Source organism: Caballeronia sp. GAWG2-1, assembly GCF_023631405.1.
GTDB lineage: Bacteria > Pseudomonadota > Gammaproteobacteria > Burkholderiales > Burkholderiaceae > Caballeronia.
On record NZ_JALQDD010000039.1, the window covers coordinates 56,683 to 70,548 of the forward strand.

Consider the following 13,866-nt stretch of genomic DNA (forward strand, 5'->3'; position numbering starts at 1 on the left):
AGAAGCGCGTGGCTTGCAATTTTTTCGAGCGCTCTGGCAAAGGCTGATAGCCGCGCAGGCGCTGTCCGAAGCCACGCTATGGTCTAGCTAAATTAGACGCAAAGATTGCTCGTGACGCAACTGCGTACGCCTTAAACGAAGGCTGCGGCGCGCCTGAAGCGCGTGTGTACTTACGCGCCGCTTAACCCCATGCTGCATAATGCATCGGCTATTCCAGAACAAACCTTGGAGATGTCGATGCTGCTGTCTGAACAAAACGTACTCGTCACCGGCGGCGCGCGCGGACTGGGCGCGGCGATCACTGAAGCCCTCGCGCGTGAAGGCGCCAGTGTCGTCATCAACTATCGTCGTAGCGAAGCGCAAGCGAACGCGCTGGTCGAGCGGCTTGGACCGCGCGTCGTGGCGGTTCAGGCCGACATCACGGATCAGGCATCCGTCGCGCGTCTCTTCGACGAAGCGCTCGCTAAAAGCGGCCGGCCGATACATGCCGTCGTGAACAACGCGCTTGCCGAATTCAGCTTCGATGGCGACGCGCGACCGAAGATCGGCGATATCGAATGGACGCGCTTTCAGCAGCAGATCGAAGGCGCGCTCAAGGGCGCGCTCAATACGATTCAAGCCGCGTTGCCCGCAATGCGTGCCGCTGGCTTTGGCCGTATCGTGAATGTCGGCACCAACCTTTTTCAGAACCCCGTCGTGCCTTATCACGACTACACGGCGGCCAAGGCGGCATTGCTCGCGTTGACGAGAACTGCATCGAACGATCTCGGACCGGACGGCATCACGGTGAACATGGTTTCCGGCGGACTCTTGCGCACCACCGATGCCAGCAGCGCGACGCCCGAAGCCGTGTTCGATATGGTCGCCGGATTCACGCCGTTGCGCCGTGTCACGACGCCGGAAGAATTCGCCGACGCAGTGCTGTTCTTTCTCTCACCGTGGGCGCGAGCGGTGACGGGACAGAACCTCGTCGTCGATGGCGGTTTGGTCAAGGATTGAAGCGTCTTGCTCACACATGATCTCTCGACAATTCCCAAGCACGGCTCTCGACTCAAGGCACGACATCATGGCTTATGAAAAGGTGAGCGTTTCCACTCGCGACGGTATGTGTCCCGTTCACGTTTTCACCGCCGATACGGCAACGCCTTCGCCGGCCATCGTCTTCTACATGGATGCGGGCGGCATACGTCCAGCTGTATCGGATATGGCGCAACGGCTGGCGAACGCGGGCTATGTCGTCCTGCTGCCAGACCTTTTCTATCGCTACGGTTCGTACGGGCCTTTCGATCCCGTGGAAGTATTCAAGGGCGATGTGCGAGCGATCCTCGGGCCACTGATGGTCACCACGGGTAACGCGAAGGCGGCCGAAGATACAGAAGCATTGCTTGCCTACATCGACACGCGCACGGACGTTGAACCCGAACGTATCGGCGCGGTCGGTTTTTGCATGGGCGGCGGCATGGCTATCACCGCCGCTGGCCAATATCCCGATCGCTTCGCGGCGGTGGCAAGCTTTCACGGCGGCAATCTCGCAACGGATGCCCCTGACAGCCCGCATCTTTCAGCGCCACGACTAAAGGCCGAACTCTATATCGCAGCGGCCGACGCCGATGGAAGTTATCCGTCATCCATGGCGCAGCGCTTCGAAGACGCGTTGAAGCAGGCCGGCGTTCGGTATGTCGCTGAGACCTATACCGGCGCCGCGCACGGCTGGATGAAGCCGGATTTTCCGGTCTACGACCAAGAGGCCGCCGAGCGCGGTTGGTCCACGATGATCGAATTCTTCGATCGGACGCTCAAAGGTCCGGTCTGAAATCTTCGCGCGATGATCATGTCGTCGCGCGATCGTAGTAAAGCACCGCTTACGAAGTCCCTATCCGCCGTTACGTTGGTGCGGCGCGTCACAGCACTAATTACCTTCGTCGCATCCCACTAGACCATAAAGAGAAAAAACGATCGTAAGGTGTTCTCCTACTGATCCGCATGCGAACTAGTCAGTACATTTACAAAAACAAAACGGCTGACGCGATCGACCGAAGGCACGTTAGCTCATGCGTTCGATCCATGCATTCAAACGAGGAGAGAGACGATGTTCAGGAAACCGGACGATGACGCGAGCCAGAAGCACGGCGTAAAAGCGAGCGATGCGCGTCGCGAAGGCATGAGTCGGCGAGACTTTGCCAGATTACTCGGCGCCGCGCCGCTCGCGTTGCTCGTCGGGTGCGGCGGGGGCGGAGACGATTCATCCAAATCTTCAGGGACGTTGGCGCTCGATCCAACGGCCAAAGCCGCGAATCCAGACACTTACACCGACTTCGAATGGTACAAGTGGACGTTTCCCATCGACAAAACGCTGGATGCAGTCGGGACAGCAAACGACGGCGTCGGCCAGATGTACGTGCGGCTTTACACGCCGAAAACGGTGGCATCGACGACATATCCGCTGGTGGCCGTGCTGGGCGGGTTGGGCAACGACGCCAACATGACGACCAACTTTTATGCCTCCAACGGCGCGGCGGATTTCGCAAACGCGGCCTTGCAGGCGAAGTATCCGTCATACATCGTGACGGTGACCTTGCCTTGGGAAGCGTGCGTCAACTACGACGCCGAGATGGTCTATATGAACGCCATCGGCGAGTTGATGAAGGCCATCTCGACGCGCGTAGGCAATGTCGACTCGACGCGCATATACGCAACAGGCATCTCGCAGGGCGCGGGTTGGTCCTACGAAGCGGCATCGTTGCAACCCGATCTGTTCGCGGCACTCTTCATCAATTCAGGAACGGTCGTCCATACGACCTGGGGCAACGAAGCAGACCTGACCAAGTTAAAGGACGTCAACCTCTATATCGCGCACGGGGCGCAGGATCAGTACATTCCAGTGAACGAAGCGTACCGGGTGTACAACGACTTGTCCGCTCTCGGCAAACGCAACATCAAGCTGGACGTGGTGACGGGAACGCACGCGCTGTCGGGCACGCAGTATTTCCCGGCCACGCCCGTTACGAGTGTTTATCCGTGGCAGGACTGGCTCCTCACGCAGAAGAAGGGTGTGGGCTTCGATGGCCCCGTGCTTACCGAGGTCAGCCCCTTCTCCGCCTATCAGTGGGCGGGCCGCTCGGTATTACCGGATGTGCCAACTTGGGCTACCGACGTACCGTACGCAACGTGGACCGAGCCACAGGACAATCCGACCTGGGACACCATCAAGACCCGGCTTGCTGTTCCCACGGTGAACGGAACGAGCAGCGGCGGCTATGTGATCGGACGCTTTCGTATCGGCGACGAAACGCAGACCACCTATGACAGCGCGACGACGGCAACCGCGGGTCTCAAGTCCGGCCAATTGCTATGCATGACCATTCAGGGCTACACCGGTGCGTACGGGGACGACTTCGCCTCCTTCAACGCGAACTGGACCGTGGAATGGGCCGTGATGGCGGGGCAGGTTACGAGCATCGTCTTGACGAATCAGGCGAGCCCGGCGCCCATTGCCCGACCGAGCACGGTGAACTTGACGAACGGCGGCGGCCCGAACGTCAATAACTCGCTTGCGACGCCGAATGTTCTCGATGGCAAGCAGGTCTACCTGAGGATCGCTCTCGCGGACACTTACACGGGCACTGCGCTCAAGGTTTATGTGCGCTTCACCAAAAAGTTATCGAGTGCGCCGCGAGGGCCGGAATATGCGTCGTACTGGCATGTCGTGGACTTGCCCGTGAATCTGACTGCCTGATTTATCGATGTGGGAAAACGGCGCTTCATACTCATGCGCCGTTATTCCGCAATCGCGTCGGTGCCCGCTCGCTGGCTGCTGCTCGGTGCGCGGCATCGATCACCGGATCGAAGTCCAACGCATGGACGACCCGAACCATGCTATCGAAACCCTTGACCGTCTGCATGCGCTCGGCATTCGCCTGTCTGTCGACGACTTCGGCACGGGATACTCTTCTTTGTCGTACCCGAAGCGCATGCCCGTGCACGAGATCAAGATCGATCGATCCTTCGTCATGGGCATCACGGATCATAAAGACGACGAGACCATCGTGCGCTCGACCATCGATCTCGGGCACAACATGGGACTGAAGGTCGTGGCCGAAGATGTCGAGAGCGAACAAATGATGACGCGCCCGCGGGAGTTGCAATGCGATCTTGCGCAGGGATTTCATTTGAGCCGCCCGCTGCCGCCGGCCAAGCTCGAACTCTGGCTCGCGGGTGGGGTCGAGGAGAGCAATCTGCGTTTCGCGTGAACTCATCCGCAAGTCACGTTCATCCGTTCTTTCTCGTTCGACGACATTTCCGATGCAAGCCGATGCGTGGACATCCATGCCGCCAGCGCACGGACGTGGGCTTGCTTCGATCAAACGATTGCTCGCTTCGAGCAGTCGCGCACAGCAGTGAAGGGGGCGCCGCTCGAAGTCATCGAGGAAAATAGTCGGGCAGCCGAAAGCCGTCATACGCGTGATTGCCGACGATGGCTTGCCTGAACGCATCCGAACGATACGCTTCGACGATATCGTCGGTGGTCTGCGAATGCTGGTTCGCGGCTTTCACCACGACCTGATTCACGTAGGGCGAAGTCATCTCCTCGAGCGCCAGCGCCGTTGTCAGGGCGTGTCCGCTCGATACCGCGAAGTTGCCCTGAATCGCCGCAAAATCCACGTCTTCCAACGCGCGCGGCGCCTGTGCCGATTCGAGCAGCACGAGCTTGATGCCGGCAGGATTATCGGTCACGTCGCGCTCGGTTACATCGACAGGATTCGGATTCGGACGGATGCGAATCCAGCCGATACGCTGAAGGATCTTGAGCGCGCGTTCCAGATTGACGGGATCGTTGGGCACGGCAACCGTAGCGCCTTTCCGGACCTCGGCAAGCGCATGGTGCTTCGTGGAGAAGAGGCCCATCGGTGGCGTGGGCACTTGCACCACGCCGACGAGATCGGTGCCGTTGCGGTCGTTATAGGACTTCAGATACACGCTGTGCTGCATCACGTCGGCCGCTATCTCGCCGCGATACACCGCCTGGTTCGCTTCCAGGCCGGTGCTGAACTCGACGTAGCGCACGGTGTAGCCCTTCTTCGAGAGTTGCGGTTCGACGCCCTGACGAAACTCGTCCGCGTAAGGGCCGGGCACGAAGCCCACGCGCAGTGTGTGCGCGGTATTGTCCGCGGCGAAGCCGGGCGAGATGAAGACGGCTTGGCTCAACGTCAGCGCGAGCAGGAACGTCCTGAGTTTTACCGATGCAATCATGGGAATGAGTGGGCTGAACGAAAGCAGAAATCGTATCAACGCAACCCATGCGGGCGGAACAGATTGATCGAGCTAACCTTAGTCCGCAATGCGATAACCGGGAGGCTCCGCATCAATCGATAGTCTGTCGCGCGAGTTCGACTCTGGGCAGCGCAATGCCATGCCGCTCGCGAGCCGCTTGACGCGTCGTATCGATTTCCTTCTGCTTGCGAAGTTCGTCCCAACCCAGCACCTGTGCCGCGATCTCCGCGCCTTCGAGCAACAGCGCGTTCGTCAGATGTCCGGAGATCGCGATCGTCGTGCGACGGAAGAATAGGTCCGCAAGACGCGTGACCATGTCATGCGCGCACAGGTACTCGATCTCGCGCACCGTAAAGTCCGATGCGCTGCCAAAGGGCCGATCCGGTGCGCCCGCGCAAAAGGCCGCGACGGCCGAAGCAGTCGTGCCATAGCGCGTGAGCAAGCCGCCGGCACGCTCGGCCGACACCCCATACTGTCGAACGACATTGCCGATCCATTCGGCCCGTGCATACGCATCGCGCGGAAAATCGCGGCCTCCGCCGATCGCCGTGTGACGCGTGCGGACCGCGCGTGAGCGTCCGAGGCGTGCGAGCGTGTCGTCGGTGACCGTTTCGGCGAATCCGCGAAACGTCGTCCACTTGCCGCCGACGAGCGATAAAACTGGGACTTGCGTGCCGGCAAGACGATCCACATGCATCGCGTGATCGCGGCTTACATCGCCGGGATCGGCGGCATTGGAATAGGGCAGCGGGCGCACGCCGCTGTATCGGAACGCAATGTTCGCTTCGTTCAACACCACGCGTGGAAAAACTTCCCGCAGCGCGCCGAGCATGTAGGCGACTTCATCGTCCTCGCAGCGCACGGCGTCGGGCTCGCTTGTGCGGATATCGGTCGAGCCGATCAGCAACTTGTCCATGAAGGGATAGATGAGCGAGATGCGCCCGTCCTTCGAGCCGTAGTACACCATGCGGCCGCGCAGTTGCGCATGGAGCTTGGGGTGATCGACGATCAGATGCGAACCCTTCGTCCCGCCGATGTACTTGCTTTTTATGCCGAGCAAAGCATTCACGCTGTCGATCCACGCACCGCCCGCGTTGACGACGACCTCGGGCCGCACCGCGACGAGCTCGTCCGTTACGAGGTCGCGCAACCACACGACGCCGCCCTCGACGCGCTCCACGCTCGTGTAATTGGCCGCCGCCGATTGCTTGCACGCGGCAAGCCCGTCCGCGACGAGTTCGAAATTCAGGCGTTCGGCTTGCGTCACCTTGGCGTCGTAATACGTGGCGGTCGCCTTGATTGCCGGATCGAGCAGCGGCAGGTCTTTAAGCGACTGCGCTCGCGTCGCGAGATGATGACGCGGCATCGTGCGGTCGTGCCGTCCCAAGAAGTCGTACATGGCAAGGCCGATCTTCGAGATGATCGCGCCGCGATCCGCAAGCTTGGCCTTCATGCCGAAGAAGCGTCGAGCGGACGCCACCATGCCGCCGAAGTACGAGTGAATCGGCAGCACGGTTTCGAGCGGCAGCACGTAATGCGGCGCGTTCTTCAGCAACAGGTTGCGCTCCAACGTCGACTCGGCGACGAGGCGAAACTCGCCCGTCTCCAGATACTTCACGCCGCCGTGTATGAGCCGCGATGGCGCGCTACTCGCACCGGCGGCAAAGTCGGTCTTGTCGATCAACAGGCAGTCGACGCCTTGCAGCGATAAATCGCGAAACACACCCGCGCCGTTGATGCCGCCGCCCACGATCAACACGCCGATCTTCGGGCTCTGCTTCAACCGGTCGAGAAAGAAATTGCGGTTTCGTTCTGTCATCGAGATTCTCCGGCTTCAATGCGAGGTGGCCGCGCGGTCGAGCGCGGGCCACAAGGGCTGAACTGCGGCGATGAGTTGCGACCAGAGCGCGTACGCGTCGTCGAGCTTCGCGTGGCGTTGCGGGTCCGGCTCATGCGTGCGCGCAACGCGGCAGGCGCGCGCCACGGCATCGGCAAGCGAATCGAAAACGCCCACGCTGACGCCTGCGCAAAGCGCCGCGCCGAGCGCGCTCGCCTCCTGACTTTCGGGTATGTCGATAGCGATGCCAAGCACATCCGCGAACGACTGCGCAAGCAACGGACTCGACGATCCACCGCCCGTCAACCCCGCACGATGCGCCGGAAAAGCGCTCGTCAACGCTTCGATGTGCCAGCGGTGATTGAACACCATGCCTTCGAGCACCGCACGCGCCAGATGCGCGCGCCGGTGCCACGAGCGCAAGCCGAAGAACGACGCGCTCGCCGGCTGCTCGAACGGAGAACCGAACAGGAAGGGATGAAACATGACCGAACTCGGTTCGGCCGACACCGCCTGCACTTCGTCGCCGATGAGATCGAACAGCGAGCATCCGCGCCGTGCCGCTTCCTGCGTTTCGTGCTGAAAGAGTTCGCGCAAAGCCCAATCGACATTGCTCGACGAAGCGGGCGAAATCGACATGTTCATCCACTGGCCGGGCCGTGTGCCGTTACGGCACGACCAGCGCGGATCGAGTTGCGGCCGATCCGACAGTATTTCGTTGATGCTGAACGTTCCCGCCGTCACCGACAACACGCCCGGTTCGGCGTTGCCCATGCCGAGCGCGCTCGACGTGACGTCGTGCAGCCCGGTTGCGACGGGCGTGCCTTCCTTCAAGCCGGTTTGCGATGCGGCAAGCGCCGTCACGCGGCCGGCCTGCGCCGTGGACGCGACGATGGGTGCGAGCGCCTGGCCGATAGTCCCCAGGCCGTACAGCGCCATGACCTCGGCGCTGTACTGCTGCGTGTTCACATCGGTGAAGGACGAACTGGCTTCGGTTGGATCGGTGGCGGGGACGCCCGTGAGACAGAGCCGCAGCCAGTCCTTGCAAAACAAGACATGGCCGATCCGCGCGAAGCGCGCTGGCTCGTTGAGCTGAATCCATTTCAGCAGGCTGACGGCGGCGTACGGATAAGGCTGCTGTCCGGTCAATGACAGCGCCCGTTCCAGCACGCCTTCCTCGCGCCAGCGTTCCCGGACGTCGAAGGCGCGGCTGTCGAGCGAGAGAATGCCGGCGCCGAGCGGCGCGCCCGCGCAATCCACGAGATAGAGCCCATCGCCGTGTCCGGTTACGCCGACGGCCGCAATGGAACCAGGCGCAATCTCGCTCAACGCATCGCGAATGGCGCCACAGGCCGCATCCCAGGTTTCTCGCATGTCCCGTTCGACATGGCGCGCACGCGGCTGCCGCTGTTCGACGCGCCGGCTGCCCACCGCGACGGTGCGCCCGGCCGTGTCGAAAACAACCGCCTTCGTGGCTGTCGAACCGCTGTCGACGCCAAGCAGATACGTCTCCATCGTGTCTCCGAATTTTTTGTTGCATCGCGTCAAGCCGACATTCCGCCTTCGGACTGCGCGATGCTTATCTAGGGTTATAGCGGATGGTAATCGAGGATCGGGTTGCCTATTGTGCTTACAGTGAAAAAAATTTCAGCACGTAGAAAAAATATCACTTCAATGTGCGCACGGAGACGACATGACGAAATCCGCCGACAGGCGTGACGCCGAGGACAGTCTTGCGATTCGCGCGGCGTGGCTGCACTACGCCGCCGGTCAGACGCAGGCCGACGTCGCGGCTCGTCTCGGCGTGAGCAGTGTCAAGGCGCATCGGCTGATCATGCGAGCGAATCAGAGCGGCGCGGTCAAGTTCACCATCGACGGCGATGTCGCCGAATGCGTCGTGCTCGAAGCGGAGCTTGCGCAGCGCTTCGGTCTTAGCTATTGCGAAGTGGTCCCCGATCTGAACGAAGGCGATCTGCCGCTGCGTGCCCTTGGCGTCGCTGGCGCGCACTTCATGCAGCGCGAGATCGCGACGCGGCAAGGCGGCGTGATCGGCATAGGACATGGGCGAACGCTCGCGGCCGTCGTGGAGAACATTCCGCGCCTGGACGCGGGCACGGTGCGCTTCGTGTCCTTGCTTGGCGGCGTCACGCGCAAATACACGGCAAATCCGTATGACGTGATTCACCGGCTCGCCGAGCAGACGGGCGCGGTGTCGTATGTGCTGCCGCTGCCGTTTTTCGCCAACAAGGCCGAGGATCGCGAAGTGTTGCTGGCGCAGCGTGGCGTGCGCGAAGTGTTCGACATGGCGGCGCATGCGGATCTGATGGTCGTCGGTATCGGATCGGTGAATGCGGACGCGCAACTCGTCGCATCGCAAATGATCGAGCCCGACGAAATTCAGGAAGTGCGCGACAAGGGCGGTCAAGGCGAATTGCTCGGACATTTTTTCAGCGATACCGGCCAATCCGTCGAAACATCGCTGGCGGCGCGCACGGTCGCGCCCGAACTCGACGACCTCAAGGGCCGGCGCATCATCGCGATTGCGGGCGGCGCGTCGAAGATCGCGGCGATTCGCGCGGTGCTCAATAGCGGCCTTCTGAGCGGATTGATCACCGACGAAGCCTCGGCGCTGGCGCTGAAGATGGAACCTGTCGCGACGGAGGCGGCGTGATGAGCGAGAACGCACGCGACCTTCTCATCGGCATCGACGCGGGGACCTCGGTCATCAAGGCCGTGGCCTTCGACCTGACGGGACGGCAGATTGCCGTCGCCTCGGTGCCGAACCGCTACACCACGAGCCCCGATGGCGCGGCGACTCAATCGCTCGATCAAACTTGGGGCGACTGCGCGAAGACCTTGCGGGATCTGGGCGCGAAGATCGAAGGTCTCGCGCAACGCACGCGCGCGCTGGCGGTGACGGGTCAAGGCGACGGCACATGGCTCGTCGGCGCAGGCAACAAGCCGGCGAGCGACGCATGGCTATGGCTCGACGCGCGCGCCGCGAACACGGTGCGGCTGTTGCAGGAAGGACCGGCGAGCCGCGCGCGGTTCCAGGCGACCGGCACGGGACTCGCCGCGTGCAGTCAGGGCGCGCAGATCGCGCACATGGCCGCGACGACGCCCGAAGTGCTCGAACGCACCGAAGTGGCACTGCATTGCAAGGACTGGCTGTATCTCAATCTCACCGGTGTGCGCGCCACCGATCCGTCCGAGGCGAGCTTCACCTACGGCGACTTTCGCACGCGCCAATACGACGACACGGTGATCGAAGCGCTCGGCCTCACCGCGTGGCGCGACCTGTTGCCGGAAATCATCGACGGCACGGAGATCATGCATCCGCTGACGTCAGACGCCGCCGCCGCGACCGGCCTGCTCGAAGGCACGCCCGTGTGTCTGGGCTTCGTCGATATCGTGCTGACGGCGCTCGGCGCGGGCATTCACACGGAAGGCGCGACGGGCGCGAGTTGCTCGATCGTCGGCTCCACGGGCATGCACATGCGCGCGATGCACAACGCCGACATCCATCTGAACGCGGAAGGTACGGGTTACGTGATCGCGTTGCCGGTGCCGGGCATGTCGGCGCAAGTGCAGTCGAACATGGCGGCGACGCTGAACGTGGACTGGGTGTTGAATCTCGCGTGCGATCTGCTCGCGCAGTTCGGCACGAGCCTTTCGCACGGCGACCGGATGAAGTGTATCGACGGATGGCTGCAGTCGGGACGTCCCGGTGCGCTTCTGTATCACCCCTATATCTCCGATGCCGGCGAGCGCGGTCCTTTCGTGGACCCGAACGCACGCGCGGATTTCATCGGACTCACGAGCGAGAGCCGCTACCCGGATCTGTTTCGCGCGGTGGTCGAAGGGCTCGGCATGGCCGCGCGCGATTGCTATACGTCGATGGGCATTCCAATGCCCGATGAACTGCGTCTCACCGGCGGCGCGACGCGTTCGCGCGCGTTGCGCGGCGTGCTCGGCGCGGTGGTCGGCGCGCCGGTGCGTATCTCGCTGCGCGAGGAAGCGGGCGCGGCGGGCGCGGCGATGATGGCGGCGGTCGCGCTCGGTGTGTATCCCGACATGAACACGTGCATCGCGCAATGGGTGACGCCGCTGCTCGGACAAGTGGAAGCGCCCGATGCGGAACTGACGCAGTTGTATGCGCAGCTTTTTCCCGCGTATCGGAAGGCGCGCGAGGCGCTCGTACCGACCTGGGATGAAACGGCGCGGTTGCTGAAATCGCGGCATCGGCCGAACGCGCTAGCCGCAGGCCTCAACTAACGTCGAACATGGAACGCTGAGATGAGCGAGAAGGATAGGGTGGACCTGTGTGTCATCGGCGGCGGCATCAACGGCGCGGGTATTGCGCGCGATGCGGCGGGCCGCGGACTCTCGGTGATTCTGTGCGAGAAGGACGATCTCGCGCAGGGCACGTCGTCGCGTTCCGGCAAGCTCGTGCATGGCGGGCTGCGTTACCTCGAATACTACGAATTCCGGCTCGTGCGCGAGGCGCTGATCGAGCGCGAAGTGCTGCTCAATGCCGCGCCGCATATCATCTGGCCGCTGCGCTTCGTGCTGCCGCATAGTCCGGGTGATCGTCCCGCATGGCTCGTGCGCACGGGCCTCTTCATGTACGACCATCTGGGCGGCCGCAAGAAGCTGCCGGGCACGCGTTCGCTCGACTTGTGGCGCAATCCGGAAGGCGCGCCGATCAAGGACGAGTACCGGCGTGGCTTCGAGTATTCCGATTGCTGGGTCGACGACGCGCGTCTCGTCGTGCTGAGTGCCGTCGATGCCGCCAAGCGCGGCGCCGAAGTGCTCACGCGCACCGCATGCATCGGCGCGCGGCGCGAGGGCAATGCGTGGCGCGTCGAACTGCGCGACACGCGCACGGGATCGACGCGCGTCGTGAACGCACGCGCGCTCGTCAATGCGGCGGGACCGTGGGTATCGGATGTCATCGGGCGCGCGGGCGCGAAGTCGACGCGCAAGGTGCGGCTCGTGAAGGGCAGTCATATCGTTACGCCGAAGTTCTGGGACGGTCCGCACTCGTATCTCGTGCAGAACCACGACAAGCGCGTGATCTTCATCAACGCCTATGAGGGCGACAAGGCGCTCATCGGCACGACCGATGTGCCGTGGGACGGCGCGCCGGAAACCGTGCAGATATCGAACGAGGAAATCGACTATCTGCTGACGGCGGTGAACCGCTACTTCAAGCATCCGTTACGCAAGCAAGACATCGTGCAGACGTTCTCGGGCGTGCGTCCTCTCTACGACGACGGCAAGGGCAATCCGTCGGCGGTCACGCGCGACTACGTGTTCGATCTCGACGCCAGCGGCGGCGCGCCCTTGCTGAATGTCTTCGGCGGCAAGATCACGACGTTTCGCAAGCTCGCCGAACATGCGCTGCAAAAGCTGCAGCCGACCTTCCCGAAGATGGGCCCCGACTGGACTTCATCGGCGACGCTGCCGGGCGGCGACATGGAAGGCGCCGACGTGCCGCGCTTCATGGCGAGTCTGCAAAGCCGCTACGAGTGGCTGCCGCGCAATCTGCTGCGCTATTACACGCAAACCTACGGCACGCTGACCTCGCAGGTGATCGACGGCGCGACCTCGCTCGCCGGTCTCGGCCAGCAGTTCGGACCGAACTTCCACGAAGCGGAAGCGCGCTACCTGATGTCGCACGAATGGGCCGAGTCGGCGGACGACATGCTCACGCGGCGCACCAAGCATGGCTTGCACATGAGCGCCGCGCAGAAGTCCGCGTTCGAAGCCTGGCTCGACGGCCTCGTGCGTAAATCCGCTTAAAGACACGAGACGAACATGGCATTCACGCTTGCACTGAACACGAATCCGCTGGTGAACCGCTTCGCCGAACCGGGCGACCTGATCGACACCATCGCGCACGACATGAAAATCCGCGACGTGCAGTTGACGCACGAGTTCATCAATCCGTCGTGGCCGGCGGCAACCACGCGGCGGCTCACGCGCGAGATGCGCGCGGCGATGACGCGCACCGGCGTGCGGATCACCTCGGGCATGACCGGGCCGTATGGCCGTCTGAATCACTTCGGTCATCCGGATGCAGACGTGCGCCGCTACTACATCGACTGGTTCAAGTCCTTTGCGGATATCACCGCCGATCTGGGCGGCGACTCCATCGGCACGCAGTTCGCGATCTTCACTTACAGGGATTTCGACGATCCGCAACGGCGTGACGCGCTGCTTCAAACCGCGATCGATTGCTGGGCCGAAGTCGCCGAGCATGCCAAAGCGGCCGGCTTGAAATACGTGTTCTGGGAACCGATGTCCATTGCCCGCGAATTCGGCGAGACCATCGCCGCGTGCATGGCGCTGCAAGACCGCCTGAGCGCCGCGAACATGGCCATTCCCATGTGGATGATGGCCGACATCGACCACGGCGACGTCACCAGTTCCAACCCCGACGACTTCGATCCCTATGCGTGGGCGCGCGCCGTGCCGCGCGTGTCGCCGATCATCCATATCAAGCAGTCGTTGATGGACAAGGGCGGGCATCGCCCGTTCACCGCGGAGTACAACGCGCGCGGCCGCATTCAGCCAGAACCGCTCATCGAGGCGCTGCACGCGGGCGGCGGGCGCGACAACGAAATTTGCCTGGAACTCTCGTTCAAGGAACGCGAGCCGACGGATCGGCAGGTCGTCGCGCAGATCGCCGAATCGGTGGCGTTCTGGGCGCCGCATTTCGACACCGGCATCGCCGATCTCAACATCTGAGGAGT

At 62.5% G+C, this 13,866-nt stretch carries 11 protein-coding genes; 8 read left to right on the forward strand and 3 right to left on the reverse strand.

Going from position 1 to position 13,866, the window contains the following annotated elements; translation table 11 throughout:
* The first annotated feature begins 237 nt into the window (after positions 1–237).
* The 4 genes from NCR98_RS26320 to NCR98_RS26335 all read left to right on the forward strand — a co-directional run bounded on the left by NCR98_RS26320 (position 238) and on the right by NCR98_RS26335 (position 4,250).
* Positions 238–999 carry a 3-oxoacyl-ACP reductase gene (locus NCR98_RS26320; protein ID WP_250494728.1) on the forward strand — a complete coding sequence of 254 codons (762 nt, stop codon included), beginning with the start codon at positions 238–240 and terminating at the stop codon, positions 997–999.
* Between the two features lie 67 nt (positions 1,000–1,066).
* Entirely contained in the window at positions 1,067–1,813 is a 747-nt protein-coding gene (locus tag NCR98_RS26325; RefSeq protein ID WP_250511215.1) for a dienelactone hydrolase family protein, read from the forward strand.
* Between the two features lie 276 nt (positions 1,814–2,089).
* Positions 2,090–3,736: a carboxylesterase family protein gene (locus tag NCR98_RS26330; RefSeq protein WP_250511216.1), complete on the forward strand. Its 1,647-nt coding sequence runs from the start codon at positions 2,090–2,092 to the stop codon at positions 3,734–3,736.
* 121 nt (positions 3,737–3,857) lie between these two features.
* Entirely contained in the window at positions 3,858–4,250 is a 393-nt protein-coding gene (locus NCR98_RS26335) for an EAL domain-containing protein (protein WP_250511217.1), read from the forward strand.
* 169 nt (positions 4,251–4,419) lie between these two features.
* Here NCR98_RS26335 and NCR98_RS26340 read toward each other — a convergent pair whose 3' ends face one another.
* The 3 genes from NCR98_RS26340 to NCR98_RS26350 all read right to left on the reverse strand — a co-directional run bounded on the left by NCR98_RS26340 (position 4,420) and on the right by NCR98_RS26350 (position 8,623).
* The gene (locus NCR98_RS26340; RefSeq protein ID WP_250527794.1) at positions 4,420–5,250 is read right to left on the reverse strand and encodes a MetQ/NlpA family ABC transporter substrate-binding protein; all 831 of its coding nucleotides are present in this window, start codon (positions 5,248–5,250) and stop codon (positions 4,420–4,422) included.
* A 112-nt stretch (positions 5,251–5,362) separates the two neighbouring features.
* A complete protein-coding gene (locus NCR98_RS26345; protein WP_250527795.1) occupies positions 5,363–7,090 on the reverse strand; it encodes a glycerol-3-phosphate dehydrogenase/oxidase in 1,728 nt (575 codons plus the stop codon).
* Positions 7,091–7,105: 15 nt separating this feature from the next.
* Positions 7,106–8,623 (reverse strand): FGGY-family carbohydrate kinase, encoded by a 1,518-nt coding sequence (locus tag NCR98_RS26350; RefSeq protein ID WP_250527796.1) that lies wholly within the window; start codon positions 8,621–8,623, stop codon positions 7,106–7,108.
* Positions 8,624–8,801: 178 nt separating this feature from the next.
* Here NCR98_RS26350 and NCR98_RS26355 point away from each other — a divergent pair, with 178 nt between their 5' ends.
* Genes NCR98_RS26355 through NCR98_RS26370 form a run of 4 tightly spaced genes read left to right on the forward strand, consistent with a single transcriptional unit; the run spans position 8,802 to position 13,861 of the window.
* The gene (locus tag NCR98_RS26355) at positions 8,802–9,779 is read left to right on the forward strand and encodes a sugar-binding transcriptional regulator (RefSeq protein WP_244830446.1); all 978 of its coding nucleotides are present in this window, start codon (positions 8,802–8,804) and stop codon (positions 9,777–9,779) included.
* Positions 9,779–11,383 (forward strand): FGGY-family carbohydrate kinase, encoded by a 1,605-nt coding sequence (locus NCR98_RS26360; RefSeq protein WP_250511219.1) that lies wholly within the window; start codon positions 9,779–9,781, stop codon positions 11,381–11,383. The genes NCR98_RS26355 and NCR98_RS26360 overlap by 1 nt, the downstream gene beginning before the upstream one ends.
* A gap of 21 nt (positions 11,384–11,404) precedes the next feature.
* The gene (locus NCR98_RS26365; protein WP_244830443.1) at positions 11,405–12,913 is read left to right on the forward strand and encodes a glycerol-3-phosphate dehydrogenase; all 1,509 of its coding nucleotides are present in this window, start codon (positions 11,405–11,407) and stop codon (positions 12,911–12,913) included.
* A gap of 15 nt (positions 12,914–12,928) precedes the next feature.
* Positions 12,929–13,861 (forward strand): sugar phosphate isomerase/epimerase family protein, encoded by a 933-nt coding sequence (locus NCR98_RS26370; protein WP_250527797.1) that lies wholly within the window; start codon positions 12,929–12,931, stop codon positions 13,859–13,861.
* The last annotated feature ends 5 nt before the right edge of the window (positions 13,862–13,866 follow it).

Bases quoted from the DNA above. Each gene is read 5' to 3' on its own strand.
- NCR98_RS26350 (WP_250527796.1), bottom strand. From the start codon at position 8,623: ATGGAGACGTATCTGCTTGGCGTCGACAGCGGTTCGACAGCCACGAAG.
- NCR98_RS26370 (WP_250527797.1), top strand. From the start codon at position 12,929: ATGGCATTCACGCTTGCACTGAACACGAATCCGCTGGTGAACCGCTTC.
- NCR98_RS26320 (WP_250494728.1), top strand. From the start codon at position 238: ATGCTGCTGTCTGAACAAAACGTACTCGTCACCGGCGGCGCGCGCGGA.
- NCR98_RS26355 (WP_244830446.1), top strand. From the start codon at position 8,802: ATGACGAAATCCGCCGACAGGCGTGACGCCGAGGACAGTCTTGCGATT.
- NCR98_RS26360 (WP_250511219.1), top strand. From the start codon at position 9,779: ATGAGCGAGAACGCACGCGACCTTCTCATCGGCATCGACGCGGGGACC.
- NCR98_RS26335 (WP_250511217.1), top strand. From the start codon at position 3,858: ATGGACGACCCGAACCATGCTATCGAAACCCTTGACCGTCTGCATGCG.
- NCR98_RS26330 (WP_250511216.1), top strand. From the start codon at position 2,090: ATGTTCAGGAAACCGGACGATGACGCGAGCCAGAAGCACGGCGTAAAA.
- NCR98_RS26325 (WP_250511215.1), top strand. From the start codon at position 1,067: ATGGCTTATGAAAAGGTGAGCGTTTCCACTCGCGACGGTATGTGTCCC.
- NCR98_RS26365 (WP_244830443.1), top strand. From the start codon at position 11,405: ATGAGCGAGAAGGATAGGGTGGACCTGTGTGTCATCGGCGGCGGCATC.
- NCR98_RS26340 (WP_250527794.1), bottom strand. From the start codon at position 5,250: ATGATTGCATCGGTAAAACTCAGGACGTTCCTGCTCGCGCTGACGTTG.
- NCR98_RS26345 (WP_250527795.1), bottom strand. From the start codon at position 7,090: ATGACAGAACGAAACCGCAATTTCTTTCTCGACCGGTTGAAGCAGAGC.